The sequence below is a fragment of the bacterium genome, from assembly GCA_037127815.1.
Taxonomy (GTDB): domain Bacteria; phylum Patescibacteriota; class Minisyncoccia; order Phycocordibacterales; family CAIZLB01; genus CAIJKW01.
Genome location: JBAXXP010000001.1, coordinates 339,663 through 365,337, shown reverse-complemented (window position 1 = coordinate 365,337; position 25,675 = coordinate 339,663). Strand labels below are relative to the sequence as shown.

The following is a 25,675-nucleotide window of genomic DNA, read 5'->3' as shown; positions in this document are numbered from 1 at the left end:
TCACAGGTGACACAACTTCAGTTGTTGTTGATGTAGTTGTTGTGGCTGTACTTGTCGATTCAGCTGGAATCACAGGTGACACAACTTCAGTTGTTGTTGATGTAGTTGTTGTGGCTGTACTTGTTGCGTTCTCATCATCAGCCTTGGTAGCAACAGATGTAAAGGAAACAATTCTCTTGATGTAGAATGCATATCCATTAGTTAATCCTTGTACAACAACCTTATCCCCCGCTTTGATATCAGTTAATGCAAGTGGACCATAATCACTTGTTTCTACTTTCTTAAGATAATCTAGATTTAGATTGTATGTTCCATCTGATGATTGAGTAGATCCTTTTGCATTTTCTATTGTCATAGAAAATTCAGAAACATCAGACACAATACCTGTTGCACTGAAGTTTGTGGTTGCAGATTTGATGTCATTGTTGACAGCGTGGGAGATGCCCCAGCTTAACAATACCCAAAAAAGAAGAAAGACTGCAAAGGTCTTAGTTGAAAATAGTTTTCTTGCGTTCATACCATATATTTTATCATGTAAATACAATATATACACATTGAACCAATCGGATAATGGGGATAACTACATCAAACAGCAATCTTTTAATCTATTTAAAATATCCCCAAAAATATGTTCATAAACATTTTGAATATTTTATCTTTAGAATGTATAATACATGAGCAATTAATTAAAAAATATAATTTAAACATACAAAAATGAGACTTCCCAAAATTAATCAAATGAGTGTACCCGGAGCAATTGTATTATCAGGCTTAATAATAGGTCTTTCTGTCTTCCTGACTACCTGGATATTCTTTGGTGGTGATAATAACAGACAGAAGTTGTCTATCTCAAGTCCAGCGATGAACAAAAATCCTCAACAAAACGCGCTTACACCTCAACAAATACAAATGATGCAACAACAGCAACAGCAAAGAGCTTTGTTAAATCAACAAGCAAGTAGTACAGCGCCTGTAAATACAGTAGCACCTGCACCAACAGCCCCTGCCGCACCAAAAGTTATTAAGAAATAGCCCTTTCCGTTCCGTGCTGACAAAGATAATAAAAAACCGATTTCGAAATCGGTTTTTTATTATCTTATTATTTAGTCATTATTTTGCCATCTCCTGTGCCACATCAAATGCAATTGAAAGTAATTTAGAATATCCCCCAGAATCCATAGTAACTCCATAAATAACACCGGCACGTGACATTGTCTCTCTGTTATGGGTAATTAAAATCAATTGCGAATGCTCAGAAAGCGCTTCAATCATATCTCCGTATTTTCTTGAATTAGCCTCATCAAGCGCAGCGTCTGTTTCATCTAGAATAATAAACGGAGGTGGATTAACCTGTGACATTGCAAACAAAAGTGCAATGGAGGTTAGTGCACGCTCTCCTCCAGAGAGCATCATTAAACCTTTTGTGCGTTTATGTGGCAAAGCAACGCTAATATCAATTCCCTCTTCAACTTCTGGCTCTTCTTCAGACTCCTCGCCAACTATTTCAGCCAATGATGACAACTCATCATCCGCAATCTTTCTTCTCTTTTTCTTTACCTCCTTAACTACTTCAAGTGATGCTGAGCCACCACCAAACATCAACATAAAAAATCTATTAAATTCCTGATTTATCTTACTTATTCCATCCTTAAATAGCTTATTTAACTTGTCATTCAACTCATCAATTATCATATTAAGTGCGACAATAGACTTCTCTAAATCCTCCAATTCTTTTACAAAAAAAGCATCTCTTTCCTCTGCTTCCTTATATTCTTGTATTATTTCATTCCCCCCTGCTCCCCCCGCTTCCTCAAGTCTTATTTTTATTTTCTCCAGTGCGCGTCTTCTCTCAACCTGAACATGTCTATTCTCAATAGCAGATTCCATTGGTAAAGGAAAATCATCATAAGAAACGGCCGAACGCCCAATCAAAGCAATAGCTTCCTGAATATCTCTATTGTAGTCATCTTGCTCAATTTTAAGCCTGCTTTCTCTTGATCTAACAGCCTCTATTTGAGTATGCAGTTCATTTTGGCGTGACATTATAACAAGGACGGCCTTTTCACTTTCTACGTTTTTATCTTTGTCCTTTTCAATTTCTGCTTTTATTTCTATGTATCTAGAATTTTGCCCAGATTCAACTTCTGCAAAAGTAGTTAATCTAAATTCAAAATCCTTTACAGTATCTGTGATTTTTAAAATTTCAGCTTCCTCATTTTCAATATTTAATGATTCTGTATTTTTATGATGCTCCAAAAATTCTGTAAAATCTTTTCTAATTTCTGCAAGCGCTGACTTAACATCGTTAAAATTCTCAGAAGAAACAGCCTCCATCGCTACTGAAATCTTAGAATCAATACCTTTACTCAATTGCTCAACTTCTCTTAAATAAATTTGTTTAGTATTGGACTCATTTGCATCCCTAATTTTCTTCTCAATTGTCCTCTTCAAATACGACATCTCGCCTTCCAGTCTTCCAATCTCACGCATGCAAGAGTCTTTTTCTGCACGAGTTTTTCTCATTTCAGCATCCAACTCCAATAGTTCTGATGTCTTACTATTTTCTTTATTCTGTTTTTCCACCAAATCCAAAATTGCTCTATGTTTTTCTAGGTCTTTCTTCAAATCTTCAAGCTCAGCAGACGGTTCATTAACATCCCTTGAAATTTGCTCTTTTTCTTTCTTCAAATATTCTGTCTCGTATGCAAAATATTCCTTATACTTTTCAGCTAACTCTTCACGCAAAGCAACAGCTCTTTCAACTTTCTCTACCTGTTTCTTCAAAAATCTAATGTGCGGTGCAATTTCACGGCGCAATGATTCAACTTCCTTCATATGAATTGCAGTCTTCTCTAATCTCTTTTGGCTTTCTTCTTTCTTATATTGATATATTTTTAGACCAAGAGCATCCTCTATCATATCTTTTCTTTCACGAGGAAGTGAAGAAAGTAATCTATCAGCTTCACCCTGTGAAATTATATGATGTCCCGATGAACCAATATTTGCATTTGCAAGTAATTCTAAAATGTCTTTAAGCCTAACCTGTGTGCCATTTAAAAAATATTCATTGACACCATCTCTGTGAACTACACGCTCAATTGAAACTTCATCAAAATCTATACTAAAAAGACGACCTTCATTTCCTGAAATAATTCCCAAACTAGATGAATCAGTCGCCCTGGCAATTCCACGTCCCTTAGCTCCATTTGGAAGGTTACTAAAAACAAGTTTAACAGAAGCTCTGTTTGCACGAGGAATATCTTTTCCCCCATTAAAAATCATGTCCTCACCTTTCTTTCCACGCATTGATTTAATAGATTGCTCTCCTAGAACAAATTTAAAAGCCTCAGCAGCGTTTGATTTTCCGGAACCATTTGGACCCACAATAGACGTAATTGGTGTATTAAAAACTAGATTCGCTTTTTTAGCAAAAGATTTGAAACCATTAATTTCTAGCGATTTTAAATGCATTATTATTATCAATATGTACTCAAGTTCATATAATATAACATATAATATACTAAATTAGTATGCCTCCACAAACATTAAATGCATAACAGGTTCAACTCAATTTCATCTGTAGAAGTTATCCACAGGTACCATATATAATCTTTGGATTTTATTTATCTACCTTTTTATATTATATGCAACACTATATATGTTTATCCCTAAGACAAAAAGAATACAAAATCTTGCAAGACTTTTTCCAGAAGTAATTATTGAACTCGAAAAGATTTTTGCCACGACTTCAAATATCTATCTAGACTGGCAAAACGTAATACATTGGCAAGACAAACTTGGTTGGCATATAAACCCAAGGAGGTTGAAGCATTTTTTTGATTCTTTCAACACAATTAAGATTGTATATATTTATACAGGAACTCTTACTAATGATGAGGGATCACAAGAATCAATAACTGAATTTACAAATCTCGGGTATAAGGTTGAAACAAAATTGGTAAAAATAATGTTATACCCTATTAATTTTTTAAATATATCCAAAAACTCTACCTTACTTTTACAACCTTTTGTTAAAAAACCATTATTATCTGTTCTCGACGTTAAGGCAATAGAATCAATAAATAATCTCTTTAAAGATTTAAATGACAAGGGAGTTTTTTACCTGAAAGATAAAAAATGTAATTTTGATGTGGAGATAGCTAGAGACATGTTTCTTGATTTATATAAAAATAATATTAATAACTTCATCCTATGGAGCGGAGACAGTGATTTTGTTGACCCGATAAACGCTATAACAAAAGAAAATAAGGGTATTTTTATATTTTCAACAGCCGGTAGGACCTCCAGAGAACTGGTTAAACTAAATATTGGGGTTTTTGAAATAAAGAAGATTAAGGAATTTATTTGCTGGCCAAGGGAAATTTACAGCTCAATAAAAGATATAATTGATGAACCTAGTAATCTGCTTTGATTGCATGAAAATATACAGACAGCCAAAGGGGCTCCTTACAGGAGCCCCTAAGCCAGCGTTATAACGATCTTATGATCACAGTAATTTTACCAAATGCAAAAGAAATGTCAAATTTATGTGGTTATATAAGTATTAAATCGACACAAGAACCAACCAAAACAGCTAAACTACCAAGCCTTAATCTCAAGAGCCTTCTCTGCAGCCATTTGTTCGGCTTCTTGTTTTGACTTGCCCTCACCTTCTGTAATAGTTTCTTCACCAACAGTAACTGCGACTGTGAAAATTTTGTTGTGATCCGGACCAACTTCTTTAATTAATTTGTATGATGGTGTAAAACCAGTTTTTTCTTGCGCCATTTCTTGGAATCTACTTTTTGAATCGATAAAAGTTTTATTCTCAATAATATCGTCAATTTGTGCAAATAGTTGATCTGCAATAAATTTTGCAACGATGTCATATCCCTGATCTAGGTAAATTGCTCCAACCACTGATTCAAAAGTGTTTGCTAGAATATACTGTCTAGCTCGTCCTGTATCCTTTGATTCACCTTTTGAAAGCAATAAATATGCGTTCATTCCAGCAAGTTCAGCAGCAGCTGCCAAGGTCTCTGCTTTAACAAGAGCTGAGCGAAGTGCAGTTAATTCTCCCTCATTTTTCTGAGGAAATTTTTTATATAAAAAGTCTGTAACAACAAGCTCAAGCACAGCATCACCCAAGAACTCCAATCTTTCATTGTGTCCCAATTTTAGGCTTTTATTTTCATTCAAATAAGATCTGTGTGTAAAAGCCTTTTTTATTAAATTTTTATCGATAAAAGAAATCCCTATCGATTCTTCAAATTCTGAAATATTTGCATTAGTCATTTTTGTTTGTTTGGGGTCAGGCACCATGGTGCCTGACCCCAAATATTTATTAGTTTATTCCACAACTTCCCCTTTATTGGAAAGCTTACCCAGGGCCTTAACGATTATTGGCATAATATCGTTATAGAAATTCAGGGATAAAATTTCCTTTACATTAAACCATTGAACTTTGTCCAACCCCCCTTTTCCTTCTTCAAGTTTCAGTGGTTTGTATTCAGCTTCAGCCAAAAAATACACGACCTGCTTTCTTATCTTTCCATCCTCAGGATGAGATGCAATATATTCATTGCTTGCAAGCTCATCCATTACAGTTACAGGAACACCAATCTCTTCCTCAATCTTTTCTGCTGCTGCAATCTTTATATCCTTTGATGAATCAATTCCGCCCTTTGATAATGTCCAGTGTCCAAAAACATCATGCACTAATGCAAGATAAATTTCTCCTTCATGTCTTGAGTAAACCACACCACCAGCCAGAGTTTTGATAGGCATTTCCTCATACGGAATATCCTTATTCTTTTTTGGAGCTCTAACATCATCCTTTCCAGGCTCTCCAAGTTCTTTATAAACAGCACCAAGTACCCCGTTAACAAACTTTCCAGACGTCTCTCCTCCATAAGTCTTTGCAAGCTCAATAGATTCATTGATTGCAACCTTTGCTGGAACTTCTGATCTATCAGCAAAAATCAACTCATAAAGACCTAAACGAAGTACATTTCTGTCTACATTTGCGATTTTATCAATAGGCCACTCTGGAGCAGCTTTTTCAATAATCATATCTAAATCTGCCTTCTTTTTTACAACACCATCAGCTAATTTCTTAGCGAATGTAAAATCCGTCATTCCCGGAGCGAATTCTTCTGCATTTCTGACCACTATGTCGCCGATTAAATTATTGTCGACGTTTCTAAAATCCCACTCAAAGAGTGATTGTAGTACGACTGACCTTAATAAATGTCTGTTTGCCATAAGGTATTATTTGTTGATGAAGGTGCTAAGGTGCTGTTGCCGAGACTGTTTATAAATTATTTCTTTGCTTTGACTGCTTTTGCTGGCTTTACGGCCTTTACTTTTGCTACTTTTGCCTTAACTACTTTTGCAGGTTTTGCCTTTGCTTTTACTGCGGCTGCTGCCTTTTTCTCCTTTTTTGTAAGTTTTGCAGCTTTGATTTTCTTTCCTAGTACATCTCTTCCTTTGTACTTACCGCAATTTGAGCAAGCTGTATGCTTTCTGTTTGGAGCTCCGCAATCCTTGCACAGCGTTGCTACCACTGCTGTTAGAGCGTGGTGACTTCTTCTGTTCCCAGTGTGACCGGGTGTGTGTCTCATGTGATTTACCATATAAACCGAATAATATCCTATTATTGGAGTTTTTGCAAGAATTTATGGTGTTTTTTTCTTTGGTAGGAAATTGTCTTTTGATACTACAGATCTACCAATTTCTTTTTCTAATTGTTTCTTAGCAACACCAGCAATTCCCCCACCCCGTTTGGCATCTTTTGCTAGTTTTAAAACTCCTTTTGAATTTTCAATTTTATGAATTTCTGTGGTTGAACGTTCACCCAGCATTGTAAAAATCAACTCAAAATCATCCATATGATCACGCAGATTTTCTCGCTTAAGCCCTTTTACTTTTTTGTATTCATTTGGCGTAACACCAAAAGTAGCTTTAGATATTTCAGCGGTCAAGATTTCATAATCCTTTTGCTCATTTGCCCCTCTATTTTTCCATTCGTCTGTCAGTTCTCCTCGAATAGCAATCCCTCGCATTCTTTTTTCTATCCAATCCTCTGAGTATCCCTTTAGTTTGTAAAGTGTTCTCGTTCTTTTAGTTGCCAATTCAGGATTTTCTATTTCTTGTATTCGCTCATAACCAACTTTTGCAAGCCACCGCTTAAATGGCTCAGCTTTTATTGATGGAATTGATTGAATAATACGAAAAATACCTTCAGTATCAGTACAATCGGTTTCTCGCATCCTTCCATCTTCGGCTGGTAATTTCAACTGTCGACAAATTGTCGACAGTTGAAAACCGCCTTCTTCTTTAACCCTTATTTTCATTCTATACCAATAATCACGGGAATCTGCACTATCAGTAAGAGCCAGAATTACATCCGTAACAGAAAACCACCACTCATTTTGAAATAGTGTTTTTCTTATTTTCTTGCCTTTAAATAAAGAGATTTTTGTTGTTTCCATATTTTATATTTTATTAAATGTTATCAGTTTTTTTAGAAATGTTATTCTGTGTTCCTTGCTTAAGCCGTTTTTCTTTATAGATTCTATGTGTTTTTTTGTTCCATAACCTTTGTGAATATCAAAACCATATTTTGCTAGATTTTTATCTTTATTTAATAAGTTTCGCATATATCTATCTCTGTGCACTTTTGCTAAAATTGAAGCAGCTGAGATAACGGCAAATTTTACATCACCTTTAATGTGGGTTTCTTGATCTACAAATTCAGGAGGAGCTTTGAGCCCTCCATCTAATAGTATACAAACTTGACCCTCTGAAATACCTAAAGATTTTATAAAGTTTTTCAGAAGATTTTTTATGATTTCGTGTATACAAATAGAGATACCGAGTTTATCAATATCCTTTGCACTCTTACTTTTTATTAAAAATTTATAAGGCTCATTAGTTTTATTCTTATTAATTTCATTTCTCAAAGCCTTATCTATTTGCTCTCTCTTTTTTTCTGTTATTTTTTTGGAATCATTTAGTATTAAATTTGGATATTTTGTGGAAAAATTTTTTCTGAAATCAGAATCCGATGTCTGAATACCAAAAGCGCACAAGGTAACTGGACCTGCTAAAGGACCCCGTCCAACTTCATCAATTCCAATAAGCCAGAGTTTACTCTTTTTAAGACCTTTTTTTATTGGTATTTCAGGGCTTTGGATTTTCTTCATAAAAGCTTATACTACATATGTTACTTCGATACCTTTAAAAACACAAAAAACGTCATACCAAACGGAGGCGAGTCTTAGGACACCTCCTGACCGACGTAAAACAAATATATAATATGGCAGACGCAAAAATCGAAACAAAAATAGAAGACAACACACCAAAGCACCCATTCATTCACCTTCATAATCACTCACACTTCAGTCTCCTTCAGGCGGTACCAAAAGTTAAAGACCTAATTAAAGCTGCTGTTGCAAATAATATGCCAGCCGTTGCATTAACCGATGCTGGAAACATGTACGGGGTTATTGAGTTCTTCAAGAAATGTAAAGACGCAAATATTAAGCCAATCATTGGTGTAGATTTTTTCGTTGCAGCGAGAACAAGACATGACAAAGAGCCAAGAATAGATAACAAAAGAAGTAGGCTTATACTACTCGCAAAAAATGAGGACGGTTACAGAAATTTAATTAGACTGACAACAGCAGCAAACTTTGAGGGTTTTTATTATAAACCAAGAATTGACCGCGAGCTTGTAGAAAAATATAAGGAAAACTTAGTTTGCATTATGCCGTCATTTAGCGGTGAATTGTCCCAAGCTCTAGTTGGACACAATAGCGAACACGCAAAAGAAACAGCAGATTTTTATAAAAAACATTTTGGCGATGATTTCTATATTGAAATTACTCATCACGAAGAAATCGAGGGTCATGAGGAAAAGATGCGTCAACTTATTGAATTTGCAAGACAAGAAAATATCAAACTTGTTGCAGCACATGACACCTACTATATAAAAAAGGAGGACAGTAAAACTCGTGATGTCTTGATGAAGATTGCAGACCAATTTGGAGAAAGAAACAGAGATGATGAGGCGGATTTTTCCTTCATCAATCAAGCAGAAGCTGATGAACTATTTAAAGATGAACCAGAAGCAATTTTAAATTGCAAAGAAATAATGGATAAATGTAATCTAGAAATTACATTAGGAAAATGGCTGTTTCCAGAATACGTTGTTGAATCAGGAAGATCCGCTGATGATGAGCTTAGTTACTTAACATACGAAGGAATCAAAAGAAGAAGATTGGAAATGACAGATGAAGCAAAAGAAAGAATAGAATTTGAACTCTCGGTTATTAAAACAAAAGGATATTCGGCATACTTCTTGGTGGTTGCGGACCTTCTAAGATATGCTCATGAGAATGGAATTCTAACTAACATTAGAGGTTCCGTTGCTGGCTCCATAACAACATATTTAACAGGTATTACAAACGTAGATCCCCTAGCCTACAAACTTCCATTTGAAAGATTTCTAAACCCAGAGAGACCTTCTGCACCGGATATCGACATGGACTTTGCCGACAATAGGCGTGATCAAATGATTGGATATACTCGTGATAAATACGGTGCTGATAAAGTTGCTCAAATTGGAACATTTGGAACGATGATGGCCCGCGGTGCTGTTAAAGATGTTGCACGCGCACTTGGATACCCATATACATTAGGAGATAAAATATCAAAACTAATTCCCATGGGTCAACAGGGTTTTGCCATGACAATTGAACGTGCAATCCTAGAAACCCCAGAACTTGCTGAGCTTTATAAAAGAGACGGTGAAGTCAGAATAATAATTGACATGGCACAGAGACTTGAGGGAAACGCTAGACACATTTCTGTTCATGCCGCTGGAGTTGTGGTCTCCCCTATTACATTAACCGATGTTGTACCCTTACAACTTGATCCAAAAGGAGGAGACAGAATTATTACACAGTACGACATGCGTTCTGTTGATGAGAACAATGCCGGTCTTATGAAATTTGACTTCCTTGGAATTAAAAATCTTTCACAACTTGCTGATGCAATTATACTAGCGGAAAAAATTGAAGGAATAAAAGTTGATCTAGAAAACATTCCACTGGATGATCAGAAATCTTTTGACATGCTTGCTCGTGGAGAAACAATTGGACTATTCCAATTAAATGGATCCGGAATGACAAGGTTCCTAAAGGAATTGAAGCCTACATCAATTCATGACATCAACGCCATGGTTGCTTTATATCGTCCAGGTCCAATGGAAACTATTCCTGAATACATTAGAAGAAAAAATGACCCTCGCCTTACAAAATATGAGGATCCAAGAATGGAGAAGTATTTGAAAGAATCCTTTGGTCTTATTGTTTATCAGGATGACTTGCTGTTCTCTGCGATTGAGCTTGCTGGATATTCATGGCTTGAAGCTGATAAATTCAGAAAGGCTGTTGGAAAGAAAAATAGAGAGGAAATGGCCAATCAGAAAATAAAATTAACTGAAGGTATTATTAAGCGTGGTCAGACAAAAGGTTTTGCTGAAAGACTTTGGAAATTATTTGAACCGTTTCAAGCTTATGGATTCAATAAAGCTCATGCCGCAAGTTATGGAAGACTCGCATATCAAACGGCATACATGAAGGCCAACTTCCCTGCAATTTATATGGCAGCCATTCTAACTGGTGCACGTGGAGATGTTGCTGAAATTTCAACCTTCGTCGATGAGTGTAAAAGAATGAATATTCCAACTCTTCCACCTGACATAAATGAGAGTTTTGGAAACTTTACTGTTATTAAAGGTGGTGGAATGGACGGTGATGGAAATCAAACTCCTGACTCAATTAGATTTGGACTATATAGTATTAAAAACTTTGGTGAAGGTATTGGCGATGTAATTATTGAAGAAAGAAAAAGTGGCGGTAAATTTAAAACCCTTGAAGATTTTCTAAATAGAATTAAGAATAAAAATCTAAACAAGAAATCTCTGGAAGCATTGGTTAAGTCTGGAGCGATGGATATTTTTGGCGACCGTGGAGTAATGATTGCAAATACACAGGACTTACTTGAATACAATAAGGAACAACAATCTAGACCTGAGAATCAGGAGTCATTATTTTCAATGTTTGAAACGGTAACCAAAGAATCTGAAGGAAATAAAATTGGCGGGTACGGGCCACATTTGAAACTTCAAGAACTTGGACATGCTACCCAAACAGAAAAATTAGCATGGGAAAAAGAGTTACTTGGATTATATCTGTCTGGCCATCCGCTTGATAAATATAGAGAAATACTTGATAAGCGAGAAATGAACATCGCTAAAGTTCTGGAGATAATTGCCGAGGAAGAGGAAAAAGAAAGATTGGAGATTGAAGCAAGAAGCGCACAGGAGGCACTGGATGCAATGATGAGTGATGCATTCAAAGCTGAAAAAGCAGAAAAAGAAAGACTAGCTGCGGAGAAAGCAAAAAAATCACAAAGCGCAAATAAAGGAAGTGGATGGAGTGGAAAACAACCATACGATAAAAACAAAAAAAAGTTTGACGATGAAGGTACGCCTGTAATTATTGCCGGCATTATTGAAGATGCAAAAGAAATTGCAACAAAAAAAGATCCTACAGTGAAAATGATGTTCCTGAGAATTGCAGACTTTACAGGAGTGATTGAGGCTGTGGTATTCCCAAAAACCTATGAACTTCTAAAGAGTAGTTTAGTGCAAGAAAAATGTGTAATTGTAAAAGGTAAAACCTCCAACAGAAATGGAACACCTTCTATTATTATAGATACGGTGAAGGAGCTGAACTAAACCGTAACTTGATATTTTCAACTACTTCTCCAAATTCAATATCTCATCAATTCTAATTTGCTTAACAAATTCTGGAACGTGAGAAACAAGTATCATTGCACCCTCATACTTATCAAGAGCAGCTGCAATCACAGGAAGGTGTCTAAAGTTAATATGGTTTGTTGGCTCATCCAAAATAAGAAGACCAGGCTCTTGTAACATAAGCCTACAGAAAGCAACTAAACCTTTTTGACCTTCAGAAAGAGACTCGATCTTTGTCTTCATCATTTCTCCATTAATTAAAAATCCAGCTGCAGTAGAGCGAAGTACCTCTTCACTCTTCTTTTGCATTACACCATTTAGAGATTCATAGACAGTATCTGAGAAGTTCAATGTAGAGAAGTCTTGTCTGTAGTATCCAACACGAACACCATCTGCAATTTTTGCATCTGGATTTGTCATTGAAGCAAGAGACTCCAAAAGTGTACTTTTTCCAATTCCATTAGGACCAACCAAAAGCATGTGTTGTTTTTTTCTTAATTCAATATTTACTTTTCTTTCTTGAACCTTGTGAGTCTTTGGATTAAAGGTTTTAAAAGAACTAATATGCAAAAGCTCTCCTGCAATATCAGGTTGTGATGGAATAATAAAAGGTCTAATAGTTTTATCTTCTCTTCTCGTATCCACCTTTTCTTCTTCAAGCTCCTCTGCTCTATCGCGCATACGCTTTGCTACAAGACGCATTTGACCTCCTTTGTTTGCAAAGAAGTTGGCCTTGTCTTTATTTTCCTGAATCTCTTTTGCAAGCATGGCGTTCTTTCTGTTCTCTTTTTCGATTCTTGCTTTAATTTCTTTCAAAAGACTAAAGTAGTCACCAACATATTGTTCAACTTTTCTTGTAAAAATATCCAAGTACAAAACTCCATCTGTAAATGCATTTAAGAAATCAGCATCGTGGGAGATAACTATAACTGTTTTTTTATAATTTTTAATGAAACTTGTAAGATGTGCGATTCCCTCCTTATCCAAGTTGTTTGTAGGCTCATCCAAAAGAAGAATATCTGGATCTTGAATTAATGCAGACGCCAATAGCAGTCTAGCTTGTTGACCCCCTGAGAAAGATTTTACAATTCTATCATGTGGAGCATGTAGGTTAACAACTTCTAAAATATCCTCAATCCTTGGATCAATGTCATAAACCTTCTTATCAAAACACTTTTCAAAATATTCTCTAACATTCAATTCCATATCAGCCTTTGGAATAACCTGTTTTGAAATTGCTATAGTTAGACCATGTCCGATGTGAACATTTCCAGACTCGGGTGCAAAATCCCCAGTTATTAACTTAAATATTGTAGTTTTACCAGCACCATTTTGGCCCATGAAAGTTATTTTTGCACCTCCGGCAACAGAAAAACTAGCCTCTTCAAGGATTGGTTTATTGTGTCCATATTCAAAAGACACTTTATCAAATCTAATTATTATTTCATTTTGAGCCATATAATGTAAGCTGGATGCCTTTTATCGCGAATTTAGTGACACGTATTTAGCAACAGGTCTATAGCTTACCCTAAAACGCCAGTTTTTCAAAGCTTTTGCTTGACAACACACCCTCCCTTTTTATATAATATGAGCATATGAAGAAAGGGACCTTTATGCAGATGCGTCTGCATCGAGGGCCTTTTTATTTTTACAACTTGGACTTTATAGAAAATTTAGAATAATGATGATTTAAAAATGTTATTTCAATATTTTTATTTTTAAGCAAAAACGAGCAATTTCTTTCATCTGGTGAAATTAGTGCACTAAAAACACCTCTGTCTCGTAGGAATTCCACAACACAGCCAAAATCACCGTCGCCGGTAATTAGGAAACATTTACTAAAAGACTTCTCATAATAATCGGATACTATTTTTAAAACTAGTTCAGCATCACAATTACCTTTTGTACTGTTTCCAATAAATAATGTATGTTTGAATATTATATTAAAACCGCACCCCTTTAGATATTCATATGTTTTCAGATTCTGTTCCATGTATCCAATAAAGAGGTAAAATTTATTTATATTATATTTCTGGCTAAGCCAGATTCTTAATCTCTTATAGTCGATTTCAAAACCCAGTCCTTTGGCGGATTTATGTAAATTAGCACTATCAATGTACATGTTTATTCTTGACTGTAGAGGCATTAATATTATCTATACTACACAATAGAGTTAAAATTTTAATAAATAAATCCTAAAGAAAAGCTGAATTTATTATGTAGTAATGTCAATAAGGCATCCATAATATAGTTATTATAAAGGTGAGTTGCAACAAAAATGGAACCCTTCCAAATTCCCCAAAATACTGCTATTCTGTAACTTATGAAAGATATAAACGATGTTCAAAACAGCGCCGTAAACGGTGCAGATAATAATTCCATAGAGGCAATTAGACACTCCCTCTCTCACCTTCTAGCGGCTGCCACCCTAGAGTTATATCCAACAACCAAAGTTACCTTGGGACCCTCAATTGAAAATGGATTCTACTATGATATGGATTTTGAGACAGCAATTAAAGATGAAGACTTGCAACCAATAGAGGATAAGATGCGTGAAATTCTTCCAACATGGAAAGGAGAATTTACACACAAAGATGTTACACCAGAAGAGGCCAGAGAATTTTTTAAAGGTAATCCTTTCAAACTAGAGTTGATTGAAGAAATCGCCAAAAAAGGAGAGCAAATTACACTTTATACTTCAGGTAAGTTTACAGACCTTTGTCGTGGTGGTCACGCAAAAGATCTTTCAACTATTGATCCACTATCATTTAAATTGAATAAAATTGCTGGTGCTTATTGGAGAGGAGACGAAAAGAATAAAATGTTAACTCGTGTCTACGGTTTTGCATTTCCATCAAAAGCAGAACTTGATATTTTTCTTAATCAACAAGAAGAAGCAAAAAAACGTGATCACAGAAAATTAGGAAAAGAATTAAAACTTTTCACAATTTCAGATCTTGTTGGCTCAGGTCTTCCTCTATTCCAACCAAAAGGAATGATTTTAAGAAAGATGGTAGAAGAATATCTTTGGGAACTTCACAAAGATAACGGATATGACAGAGTTTGGACTCCACACCTTGCTAAGGCAGAATTATATGAAGTATCAGGACACGGCGCTCACTACTTAGCAGATATGTTTGCAGTACACGGTGGAACAAGTAAGGAAGACTTTTACATGAAGCCAATGAACTGCCCTCATCACATGCAATTATTTGCTGATAATCAGTTCTCATATAGGGATATGCCAATTAGATACTTTGAACCGGCAACAGTTTATAGAGATGAAAAGACTGGACAATTGGGTGGATTAACTAGAGTTCGCGCTATTACACAAGATGATGGACACCTTTTCTGTAGAGCAAATCAAATTCAGCAAGAGGTTAAAACAATTGTTGAAATAATCAAAAGCTTCTACATTACAATGGGGATGATCGATGGATACAAGGTTCGTCTTTCACTTAGAGGTGATACTGACAGAGAGAGTTATCTAGGTGGAGATGAAATCTGGGATACAGCAGAAGGAGCTCTTAGACAAGTTTGTGAGGAAGAAAAACTTCCATACTTTGAAGGTAAAGGTGAGGCAGCTTTCTATGGACCAAAATTAGACTTTATGTTTAAGGATGCGATTGGTCGTGAATGGCAACTTGCAACAATTCAATGTGACTTTAATATGCCAAAAAGATTTGAATTAAGTTTCATCAATGAGAAGGGTGAAAAAGAAACACCAGTGGTTATTCATCGTGCTATTGCTGGATCACTTGAGAGATTTTTGGGAGTTATGATTGAGCACTTTGCTGGATCATTTCCAGTATGGATATCCCCTGTTCAAGTTAAAGTTGTTCCAATTGGTGAGAGACAATTTGAGTATGCAAAAGAAGTTTATACCGCACTTAAAAAAGCAGATATACGAGTTGAACTTGATGAATCAAATGAAAGTCTGGGTAAGAAAATTAGAAATGCTAAAACAGAAAAGATTCCTTATGTACTAGTCATTGGTGATAAAGAAATTGAAGCAAAAGCAGTAACTGTTGAAGGAAGAAATGATGCAAAACTTGGACAAATGAGTGTTGATGCTTTCATAGAAAAGATAAGTACAGAAAAATCTGATAGAAAACTAGACTAGTTTATATTGGATTTGCACTGTAGCTTTTCGACGATATTAATAGGACAGAATAATACCCCGGGCGCGCTAGCGCGCCCGGGGTATTTTGCCACATAGTGGTTTCATAATCATAAAAACTTGGAACATCCAATCAGTCCCCCTTGTCATCTAGGGCATGTACCCCCGTGGGACAATCTGCTATGAGAAATCTAAATCCATGCAATATGTGATTGTAGAGAATATAAGACGGGTTCTTTGATATAGATTCAATAGGCTTATCACCAGCATCATCCGGACCATCAACCTTTGAGTGATGTCTTACTTTTGAGGCAACCGTATCTACATAGAACTGTACAACTTTTTTAAACCAAGCGAGCGTTGATTCGTCATCTTCATCACTCCAGGCAAGCTGAAGACTGAGCCTATCCGCAATAAGACTTCCACAGTTCTCCTTTTCAAGTTCCTGAAAAATACACATAACAGTATAAGCTTCTCCCCCTTTACCTAGAAGAAGATTTGTACGCAATGATTTTTCCATGAGCTCTTGTATTTGTACAATTTTAGCATCCCAGTCGCCCCAATTTCCTACTCCTGAAATTTCCAGGTTGTAAGCCTCCTTATTATCTGACTTGAGACGATCCAGGGTAAACTTAACAGCTCTTCTAGAGTGAGCACACCTATTACTTAGCCTTATCATATACACAAGCAAAGCAATGAATACTGCCCCCGTAGCGAGTACGAAGGAAGCTATAAAAAAAACAGATGGGTTATATGAAATGTTTTTCATCTTAATGAATATTGTTTGTTTTTATTTCAGATTCAATGAGCGAATTCAGGAAAATAATACACCCATAGAGGATATAGTCAACAGCCTTAAATCTATAGTTGAGACTATATAGCTCGTTATTTTACCTATGTACAGGTAGACAAATAAAAATACCACACATTACTGCGTGGTATTTTTATTTTCTATGTAAGATGTTTAAGTCAAAGTTTTTCTATGGGTCATTCCCCCAACCTACCAATCGGACAGACTTTTAATCTTACAGTAATCCTTTCTTTCTAAGATTTTCTTGTTTGAAGTCTTCTATCTTTGATCTGTTTGCAAGAGCAAGCTTCGTTTTTCTTTTTGAAACTAGCATGAATCCTACAAAGGCTGACCAAAGTGTTAATCCAATAACATACAGAGCAACCTTCATGTTGAAATCAATTCCAGTCGCTGGTACTTCATTTAGATAAATTCCTGAAATTGGAGTTCCTGCAACTACTGATCCAGTTACATTAACATTACATGAAACTGTAACTGATTGGCCATTATTTGTGTAAACAGTAACATTTGCAGTCTTTGTCCCAGGAGTTGTATATCTTTGTTGAATTTGATATGCATTACCATAACTTAGACTATCTGTTCCTGTCCAAGAATATGTGTACGCACCATTTCCACCATTTGGGTATACTGTCCATATAACATTGTCTCCAACATTTGCATTTGTTGGCAGCGCTGAACATATTGCAGTTAGATTTGTATAATTACTATTATAATTGTAATTATTATTATAGTTGTAATTAGTATTTTGGTTTACATATGCATTACATGATCTTGTAACCGATTGGTTTCCTGAAGTAACTGTTAGAGAAACAGTTTTTGATCCGATACTTGTAAACCTACCTGTTATTACTTGTGAAGATCCTGAAATACCATCTGATCCTGACCAAAAATATGAATATGACCCATTACCTCCGGCAGCATTTCCAGAAAGTGTAACTGAATCATTTAGGTAAACATTATTTGGATTTATAGTACAAGATGCAGTTAAGTTATTATAAACTGGAGTAACTATAGGTTGAACTACTGGTGTATTTGGTACGTAAACTATTTGAGGTGCTGGTGTATAAACATATCCTCCAGTTGAACATGATGAACATCCTGAACTATATCCGTATGAATAATCTGAGTAGTATGATGGATAATAGGAATTATCATAATATGTTGTTGGTTGAACGTATGATACTGAGGGTTCTGAATATGTGTATGACGGTGTAGTATAGTCTACATAGTTTGGATAATATGAAGTTGATTGATCGGAACTATAAGAAGTATTATCCCATGCAAAACTATCTTCATACCCTGAGCCATAATAATATCCATCATCCTCTCCAGCCTTAGCTGTAATTGGCATTGCTGTGAACATTACGAATGCAGCTAATGCAAAAATTGTGTATTTTGTTGTTTTGTTGATCTTAAACATAGTAGTTATATTATATACCAAAATAACTATATTGTCAATAGTTTTAGCCTTCCATAAATACGTTACTCCTTGGCCGATAAGTCAAATTAGCCATATTATAAGCCTTATTTGTGTAAAAAACACTAATTATTGACTTGAAACAGCACTAACCACGTATCGATCACTCGCTTGCCCAAAGCTGTCGCAGGTAGATAAAGTAATACTTGGCTTGCTGGCGTCAAATTTTATATATGTGTCATTTTTACTCACCTCTTTCACATCAGTAACGCTATAAATATGACTTTTTCCGCTTTGAGAATATACCATTATTTGGTCTCCATTCTTTAAATTCTTAATATTATTAAATACCTTAAAGGCTTGATTTTGAACCACCTTAAAGCCTGTAGAATGCCCGAATACAAAGATATTTCCTGAGGAAAGAGTCCCTGACCCAGGGTATCTAACTGGGGCCTTTGATAGTTCATTGTCTAGAAAAGTTACGCTAGATGACTCTGGATTCATTATTTTCGTATCAACTCCAGCCTTTTCAATTACGATTCTAACAGGTAAATCATCACTAGAAATTGTGGTTATTTTTTGTACTTTATCAGTTCCTTTTGTGAAATCAACACCAAACAAACTTGTATTTGATTGACTTTCTAGGCTCAAATTGTTGCTTGAATTACCAGAGGGTGAAACAGCTAATTCCTTTGGAATTAGGCCAAAAATCGAAAATACTACCAAGGTCGTCAGAAAAGCCAATCCAAATCCAACTATGAACAACACATCATACCGCTCCATAAGTTTTTTAGACACAGTCTTTGTCTTTGCGGTTTTACTGGTTTTATTAGCCTCACTCGTATTTATATTTAATTCAAATTGATCCATATACGACTATTATATATTAAATAATAAATATTGACAATATTGGTTTATATGATATAGTATTCAGATTATGGAAAAAGCAAAATTAGCTATTAAATCATCTACGAGAGTACTCGTAATATCATTCATTATATTAGTATTAGTATTTTTGAGCTTCTTTATGGTAAGTGTTGTTCCAAAGGTTCTTTCATCAATGGCAAATGCAACAATATCAGTTTCATCAGCATTCTTCCCTTCTGATGGTAAGGATTCTGTGACTACCTCTACAGGAAATACTTCAACAAGTAGCGGTATAACTCTAGATAATACAAATAATAAAACTGCTCCAGTCACTGACAATTCCCCTACTCCAACAAAGAGCGAAGGTTTTTTTGCAAGTCTTTTTGGAGGAAAGAAAGCTAGCGAGACACAACCAACGTTTATAGTATCAACCTCAACAAAACCTGGAGCAAATACTCAAACAAACAATACATCTAATAATTCTGCTGTAATAAACAATAGTAATCAAAAAATAGCAGGAACAGCTGGAACTCCAGATCTTGCAGTTCAAATTACATCTATTGGAACAAATAATTCTAATGGAGCTTTTGTTGCGACAAATAATTTTACAACATCAAATACCGTTGTAATAAAATTTAAAGTTGAAAACCAAGGAAAAGGACCATCAGGTCCATGGAGCATGAAAGTTAATGTGCCATCCTCAAATGCAAATGACCAAGTAAAAACACTCTCATCAGGATCAATACCCGCAGGAGCTGCTGTATCAGGTCAGGCTGTGTTTAATACTCCTGCTGCTGGACTTAATCAACAGGTTACAGTTTCAATTGATCCAAATGGTTCAATAATCGAAACTAGTAAAAATAATAATCAAGCGAGTGTTGCTCTGAACGTAAATCAGATCAATAACTATAACAATGTAAATTATAATAATAATTACAACAATAGTTATAATTATAACAGTAACTACAACAACAATTATGGATACAATAACGGAACACCGAATCTAACAATCAGGATGATAGCTGTTGGAAAAATAGATACTTACAATCAATTTACACAAAACTCATATTTAAGAACATCAGACAAGGTTGCCGTTAAGTTTGAAGTAACTAATAATAGCTCTACTTATACTTCAAGTTGGTTCTGGAAATCTCAATTAGTTGGACCAAACACATACAATAATTATTATAATAATAATTCATATTACAATGGTTATACCTACAATAGTGATGGCTCAAGATCATTCACGACACCAAACCCTGAAAGTGGACTAGCACCTGGAGAAACTAAAACTTATACAACAACATTTGATGGTTTAACTTATGGATCAAACTATATAACAATAAATGTTGATTCATCAAATAATATTACTGAGTCCAATGAAGGTGACAATACTATTAGTCAGTCATTCTTTGTGAACTACTAAACAAGGTTCATACACAACATCACTCAACAACAAAGTAAACAAAAAAATCGCATCACTGCGATTTTTTTGTTTGTCTTACAATCCCCACCATTTTCCAAAACCCTTATACATCAATGTTAGCCATCTTTGCATTCGTTTGAATGAATGTCTTTCTTGCTGGAACATCATTTCCCATCAAAGTATCTATTGTACTACTATCTTCATCAATGTCGCCAAGGGTAACTCTTTTCAAAATTCTCTGATGAATATCCATAGTAGTTTCTCCAAGCTCTTCAGCATTCATTTCTCCGAGACCTTTATATCTCTGAACAGAAATTTTTGCTAATGCTTTTTCTACTACTCCTTTCTTACCCTTAGCATCCTTGGCTCCTTTTCCATTAATAACCATGCCCATTGCATCCACTGCTAATGCGTCATCCTCTTCAGAATTTCCTCCAACCTCATCTACCCCCACATCATCGTCAGGCAATGATTCAGAACTTACCTCTACAGCACTTGGATCAACACCTTCTTTGGCAAGGAAATTATTTAATTCTTCTTGTGCATAAAAATAATGTATTTCTTTTCCCTTCTTAACTTTATAAAGTGGTGGTTGAGCAATATAAACATATCCTCCATCAATCAATGCTCTAAAATATCTAAAGAACAAAGTTAATATAAGTGTACGAATATGGGCACCGTCAACGTCGGCATCGGTAGCGATAATAATTTTGTGATATCTGATTTTAGCTACATCAAATGTATCTCCGATTCCTCCTCCAATTGCAATAACCAGATTACGTACCTGTTCTGATGCAAGAAGTTTATCAAGACGAGCACGCTCAATGTTTAGGATCTTTCCACGCAATGGAAGTACAGCTTGGGTCTTACGGTCACGTCCCATTTTTGCTGTTCCTCCAGCAGAATCTCCCTCTACAATAAACAGTTCTGATTCTTCCGCTTTTCTACTTTGACAGTCTGACAATTTTCCAGGAAGTGTCATTCCCTCAAGCGCACCCTTTCTTAGAACAGAGTCCTTAGCAGCCTTTGCGGCCTTTCTTGAACGCAAAGCCAGAATTCCTTTTTGAACGATTTGTTTAGCATCATCAGGATTTTCCTCTAGGAACATTGAGAATGTTTCGGCAAATGCAGATGACGTAGCTCCCTGTGCCTCCGTAGAGCCTAGTTTTGACTTAGTCTGTCCTTCAAATTGAATCTCCTGCATCTTAACTGAAACCACAGCAACAAGTCCTTCTTGCAGGTCATCTCCAGTTAATGAATCATCATTATCCTTAATTAAATTATTCTTCTTTGCATAAGAGTTTATTGTACGAGTTAAAGCCATCTTAAACCCAGCAACATGAGTTCCTCCTTCTGAGTTAAAAATATTGTTTGCATAAGCAACAATTTTTGAATCTATATCATCAATATATTGCAAAGCAACTTCTACCTGAACATTACCAACCTCTTTTTCTGCATAGAAAATATTCTTATGAATTGCCTTTTGAGTATGATTATAAAATGCAACAAGAGATCTAAGTCCTCCTTCAAAATAAAATGACATTGAAGGAACATTTAATTTTTGATCTTTAATAAAGAATGCATCTTCCAAAACTCTATCTATTTCTTTTACAGAAAAATCTCTGGCATCAATAACATTAATTTCTAGTTTCTTAACTAGGTAGGCTTGTTGTCTAAGACGATTAACAACCTTACTCCAATCAAAATCAATTCCCTCCTTAAAAATTTCAACATCAGGCTTAAATTTTACAATTGTTCCGTGATTCTTTGTTGTACCAATCTTCTTTACAGGAGCTCTACGCTTTCCTTGATCGTATGCCTGCATGTGAATTCCACCATCTTGATGAACCATAACTTCAGTATGCAATGAAAGCGCGTTCACAACAGAAGCCCCCACTCCGTGAAGCCCTCCAGAGAATTTATACGCCTCATTATCAAACTTACCTCCAGCATGAAGAACCGTCATAATAGTTTCAAGTGCAGAAACTTTTGTCTTTGGGTGGATTCCAACAGGAATACCATTACCATCATCAACCACTCTCACATATCCATCAGGCAAAAGAGCAACCTCAATACGACTACATCTATTAGCCATTGCCTCGTCTCTTGAGTTATCAAAAATTTCCCAAATCAAGTGGTGAAGACCTTCAGGTCCTGTTGTTCCGATGTACATTCCAGGACGCTTTCTTACAGGCTCTAGCCCTTCAAGAACTTGAATGTTGGATGCATCATAAACTTCCTTCTTAGGTTTTTTTTCTTCTTTTGCCATGTAAAAATGTGGTTTTTAATTAAACATACATCTCATTTTGAGATTATATATTATAGCGATATTCGTAATAATGCAATAATTATAGCAAAAAATAGACCTCCATACTCATTGCCAATCTATTAATATGTGATATAGTTTTGCAACCTGCGTTACAGGTCCTACTTCCCCTATGGGCACATGGACAATCAACACAAAACTAGTACTCAATCTGAGAGAACGGTGCAGGTATCGTTCTTTTGCAATAGAAAATATAATTATGATCAGATATATTGCTCCACGCTTCACGCGTGACCTCACGGCAATCTTTGTCGCAGCTGGGGTGGAGGCAAAACCAGAACACATAGCCAGACATTCCCACAATGGCTTGCAGGAGGAAGTTAGATTCCTTGTTGATAATCAGAAATATGTCTGCCTACAAAACAACGGGTCAAATGCTTTCCTAAAGAGGGGTGATGATCAAATTGAACTCATTCTTCCGGATGACGCGCCCGAGCATCTGGGGTGTACCGTACACAGCAAGGAGGATTTTGGAAAATTGTTTATAGCTTTTCTCGCAGATGGAGATGGTTCGTTCATCCATCTAAGTGAATACAACACGGACTACAAGACGAATGAGGAAGAACGGCGCTCATTTATGTTTGCACACAATGATGGACCGGTTGTGCAAATCGCCTGGAGACTAACCCCTATTTTTCCAGAAGGCACTTGATGGCAAGACGCACTTCATCCAACAACAAACCCCTTCCGTGTGACAGACGGAAGGGGTGTTTTATTATATTTTTTATCTAACTTCCCAACCTCCCCTTCCATTCATGTCCCCAGTAATGTTTTGCATAATTAAATTGATTTCTTCTTCAACTAAAGTCCTATCATCCGATTGAAAAACAAGCCTTAGTGCATAAGAAGTTTTTACAGGTTCACCTTCTTTATTTTTTGTATATACATCAAACAATCTGATACTTGATAGTAAATCTGTACCATTCTTTGTAATTATAGACTTAACAACATCAGCTTGATCAGCTTCTCCTGGAACGAACACTGAGATATCACGAGACATAAATGGGTATTGAGAATACTTTTTATATTTAACCTCCTTTTGAGTTTCAAATACAATGTCTTCTTTAGGCTCAGGTAATACATTTATGATATTTTGTAATTCTATCTCACAGACATTTCCCAAGACACTTACTCCTCCTGTTCCAATATTTGCTTCAGTAAATTTTACAGAAGACTTTAGTATATCTAAACTTAAACCAGCACTTTCTGGGCTAACTGAACTGGCAAAAAAATCGTTCTTTATAATTTGATCGAAGATCTTCTCTGCCTCTGCTTCAAAGTTATAACCCTTCACCTTTTTCGTATTAGCAATTCCAAAGGCAAGAGAAAGTCTTTCTTTCTTTCCCCCAAATATACTTCCGGACTCATATATTTTAATTGAATCTAGTCCTAATAAATCTGAATATCTTAAATTATGTTCAAGATTTTTTATAAGACCCTCTCCAATAGTATTTCTCATAAATCCCCTATCGATATTTAAAGGGTTCAATATCTCAACATCACCACGCTCTTTTAACGAGTGCGTATAAACCTCTGAAAAACCTAGCTCTTGAAACACTTTTCTGAATGCATTCATGTAATAAAAGTTCTTTAAAACAGGTCTGTTGTTTTCAATAGGTAATTCTACTGGGGAAAGGTTCATGTAATTGAGAATGCGTCCAACTTCATCGACAATATCTAATCCAATCTCTAAGTCCAATCTATATTCTGGGACTAGGATTGTCAGTCCATCGTTATCTCCTGCAACTAATTCAGCCTTAATATCACATCTTCCAAGTATTTCAATAATTTTATCAGCTGAAATTTTATTTGTTAGACCAATTGAACTATTGATAAAATCAATAGAAACATCAAGCCTTCTTACTTCCTGCGCTTCCATTTTTCCCAAAAATACATCTGTAATTTTTCCAAATTTTGCATTCGGGAAAATTGAAGCTAAAGATTCTGAAATTGCATTCATGGCAAGTGCAGTTCTCTCTGGTGTCACTTTGTTTTCATATCTTTTTGATGACTCATTTTTTATACCAACTTTTTGAGATGTTTTTCTAACAGATACACTATCAAAATTTGCAGATTCAATTATTATTTTTTTAGTATCCGCTGTAACTTCAGCCTTCTTTCCCCCCTTAACACCAGCAATAGCAAGCGCACCCTTATCATCGGCAATTACAAGAATATCCGCTGATAATTTTACCTCTGTGCCATCAAGCAATATTATAATCTCTCCTTCTTTTGCAAATCTAACATTTATTTGCCCATCCACTTTATCGGCATCAAAAGCATGAAGAGGTTGGCCTGTTTCAATCATTGTATAATTTGTAAGATCAACTAAAACGTTTATCGATCTCTGTCCCAAAGACTCCAATTGATCTTTTAGCCACAGTGGTGACGCAACAGCTTCAACATTTTCTACTCGTCTTGCCATATATCTTGGACAAACGAATCGATCCTTCCCTTCTCCAGTTTTTTCTTCAACAACATTTACACCAACAGAAAGACTGGTGTTTTCTTCATTAACTTGATTAGAAATTTTTGCAGAATCGTAAACAGGAAGGTTTGCTCTAATATTCAGAAGTGCCCCCAGCTCTTGTGCAACATATCTGTGAGAATAACAGTAGTGTGCACGATCAGGTAAAACTTTTACATCAAAAATAGTATCGCTTAAGTCTCCTGCTTTTGCAGACTCCACTCCCTCAACTTCAAAAATACCCATAGTAAAAGTATTTTCTATCGTTTTTATGTCTGGCAACGCTTGAGCGCTGTCCGTGAAATATTTTTTTAACCAATTATGTGAGATAAGCATTTTAGTATTTTAATTTTATTTTTCTTATTTTGTGTGTTTATGGCCAAAATCTGCTGATTTTGGCACAATTTTTAC

The 25,675-nt window shown here is 35.6% G+C and carries 19 protein-coding genes and 1 pseudogene; 6 read left to right on the top strand and 14 right to left on the bottom strand.

Going from position 1 to position 25,675, the window contains the following annotated elements; genetic code table 11:
- Positions 1-517 (bottom strand): hypothetical protein (locus WCQ00_01905; protein MEI6042298.1); only part of this gene is annotated, 517 nt, incomplete at its 3' end.
- A 197-nt stretch (positions 518-714) separates the two neighbouring features.
- Between WCQ00_01905 and WCQ00_01900 the strand changes: the two genes are divergently transcribed.
- Positions 715-1,032, top strand: a complete 318-nt coding sequence (locus WCQ00_01900) for a hypothetical protein (GenBank protein MEI6042297.1) — start codon at positions 715-717, stop codon at positions 1,030-1,032.
- Between the two features lie 78 nt (positions 1,033-1,110).
- On the opposite strand, the gene WCQ00_01895 is transcribed toward WCQ00_01900, so the two are convergent.
- Positions 1,111-3,471: an AAA family ATPase gene (locus WCQ00_01895; protein MEI6042296.1), complete on the bottom strand. Its 2,361-nt coding sequence runs from the start codon at positions 3,469-3,471 to the stop codon at positions 1,111-1,113.
- Positions 3,472-3,658: 187 nt separating this feature from the next.
- Between WCQ00_01895 and WCQ00_01890 the strand changes: the two genes are divergently transcribed.
- Positions 3,659-4,432 carry an NYN domain-containing protein gene (locus WCQ00_01890; protein ID MEI6042295.1) on the top strand — a complete coding sequence of 258 codons (774 nt, stop codon included), beginning with the start codon at positions 3,659-3,661 and terminating at the stop codon, positions 4,430-4,432.
- Between the two features lie 167 nt (positions 4,433-4,599).
- On the opposite strand, the gene rnc is transcribed toward WCQ00_01890, so the two are convergent.
- The 5 genes and pseudogenes from rnc to WCQ00_01865 all read right to left on the bottom strand — a co-directional run bounded on the left by rnc (position 4,600) and on the right by WCQ00_01865 (position 8,207).
- A complete protein-coding gene (gene rnc, locus WCQ00_01885; protein MEI6042294.1) occupies positions 4,600-5,295 on the bottom strand; it encodes a ribonuclease III in 696 nt (231 codons plus the stop codon).
- 54 nt (positions 5,296-5,349) lie between these two features.
- The gene (nusB, locus tag WCQ00_01880; GenBank protein MEI6042293.1) at positions 5,350-6,264 is read right to left on the bottom strand and encodes a transcription antitermination factor NusB; all 915 of its coding nucleotides are present in this window, start codon (positions 6,262-6,264) and stop codon (positions 5,350-5,352) included.
- 209 nt (positions 6,265-6,473) lie between these two features.
- A pseudogene (gene rpmF / locus WCQ00_01875) lies at positions 6,474-6,635 on the bottom strand (50S ribosomal protein L32).
- Between the two features lie 42 nt (positions 6,636-6,677).
- Positions 6,678-7,493: a Bro-N domain-containing protein gene (locus WCQ00_01870; protein ID MEI6042292.1), complete on the bottom strand. Its 816-nt coding sequence runs from the start codon at positions 7,491-7,493 to the stop codon at positions 6,678-6,680.
- A 3-nt stretch (positions 7,494-7,496) separates the two neighbouring features.
- Positions 7,497-8,207, bottom strand: a complete 711-nt coding sequence (locus tag WCQ00_01865) for a ribonuclease HII (GenBank protein MEI6042291.1) — start codon at positions 8,205-8,207, stop codon at positions 7,497-7,499.
- Between the two features lie 113 nt (positions 8,208-8,320).
- On the opposite strand from WCQ00_01865, the gene dnaE reads away from it, so the two are divergent.
- A complete protein-coding gene (dnaE, locus tag WCQ00_01860; protein ID MEI6042290.1) occupies positions 8,321-11,809 on the top strand; it encodes a DNA polymerase III subunit alpha in 3,489 nt (1,162 codons plus the stop codon).
- A 21-nt stretch (positions 11,810-11,830) separates the two neighbouring features.
- Here the strand turns inward: dnaE and WCQ00_01855 are convergent, their stop codons facing one another.
- Positions 11,831-13,288 carry an ABC-F family ATP-binding cassette domain-containing protein gene (locus WCQ00_01855; GenBank protein MEI6042289.1) on the bottom strand — a complete coding sequence of 486 codons (1,458 nt, stop codon included), beginning with the start codon at positions 13,286-13,288 and terminating at the stop codon, positions 11,831-11,833.
- A gap of 190 nt (positions 13,289-13,478) precedes the next feature.
- Entirely contained in the window at positions 13,479-13,976 is a 498-nt protein-coding gene (locus tag WCQ00_01850) for an NYN domain-containing protein (protein MEI6042288.1), read from the bottom strand.
- A 177-nt stretch (positions 13,977-14,153) separates the two neighbouring features.
- Here WCQ00_01850 and thrS point away from each other — a divergent pair, with 177 nt between their 5' ends.
- The gene (gene thrS, locus WCQ00_01845; GenBank protein MEI6042287.1) at positions 14,154-15,953 is read left to right on the top strand and encodes a threonine--tRNA ligase; all 1,800 of its coding nucleotides are present in this window, start codon (positions 14,154-14,156) and stop codon (positions 15,951-15,953) included.
- A gap of 130 nt (positions 15,954-16,083) precedes the next feature.
- Here the strand turns inward: thrS and WCQ00_01840 are convergent, their stop codons facing one another.
- The 3 genes from WCQ00_01840 to WCQ00_01830 all read right to left on the bottom strand — a co-directional run bounded on the left by WCQ00_01840 (position 16,084) and on the right by WCQ00_01830 (position 19,048).
- Positions 16,084-16,719, bottom strand: coding sequence for a hypothetical protein (locus WCQ00_01840; protein ID MEI6042286.1), 636 nt, complete (start codon positions 16,717-16,719; stop codon positions 16,084-16,086).
- 256 nt (positions 16,720-16,975) lie between these two features.
- On the bottom strand, positions 16,976-18,181 hold the full coding sequence (locus WCQ00_01835) for a hypothetical protein (protein MEI6042285.1): 1,206 nt from the start codon (positions 18,179-18,181) through the stop codon (positions 16,976-16,978).
- A gap of 126 nt (positions 18,182-18,307) precedes the next feature.
- Positions 18,308-19,048, bottom strand: a complete 741-nt coding sequence (locus tag WCQ00_01830; GenBank protein ID MEI6042284.1) for a sortase — start codon at positions 19,046-19,048, stop codon at positions 18,308-18,310.
- Positions 19,049-19,115: 67 nt separating this feature from the next.
- Here WCQ00_01830 and WCQ00_01825 point away from each other — a divergent pair, with 67 nt between their 5' ends.
- Positions 19,116-20,471 carry a CARDB domain-containing protein gene (locus WCQ00_01825; protein ID MEI6042283.1) on the top strand — a complete coding sequence of 452 codons (1,356 nt, stop codon included), beginning with the start codon at positions 19,116-19,118 and terminating at the stop codon, positions 20,469-20,471.
- A 103-nt stretch (positions 20,472-20,574) separates the two neighbouring features.
- Here WCQ00_01825 and WCQ00_01820 read toward each other — a convergent pair whose 3' ends face one another.
- On the bottom strand, positions 20,575-22,740 hold the full coding sequence (locus WCQ00_01820) for a DNA topoisomerase subunit B (GenBank protein ID MEI6042282.1): 2,166 nt from the start codon (positions 22,738-22,740) through the stop codon (positions 20,575-20,577).
- Positions 22,741-22,909: 169 nt separating this feature from the next.
- Here WCQ00_01820 and WCQ00_01815 point away from each other — a divergent pair, with 169 nt between their 5' ends.
- A complete protein-coding gene (locus WCQ00_01815) occupies positions 22,910-23,449 on the top strand; it encodes a hypothetical protein (GenBank protein ID MEI6042281.1) in 540 nt (179 codons plus the stop codon).
- Between the two features lie 72 nt (positions 23,450-23,521).
- On the opposite strand, the gene WCQ00_01810 is transcribed toward WCQ00_01815, so the two are convergent.
- Positions 23,522-25,600 carry a phenylalanine--tRNA ligase subunit beta gene (locus tag WCQ00_01810; protein MEI6042280.1) on the bottom strand — a complete coding sequence of 693 codons (2,079 nt, stop codon included), beginning with the start codon at positions 25,598-25,600 and terminating at the stop codon, positions 23,522-23,524.
- Positions 25,601-25,675 lie beyond the last annotated feature (75 nt).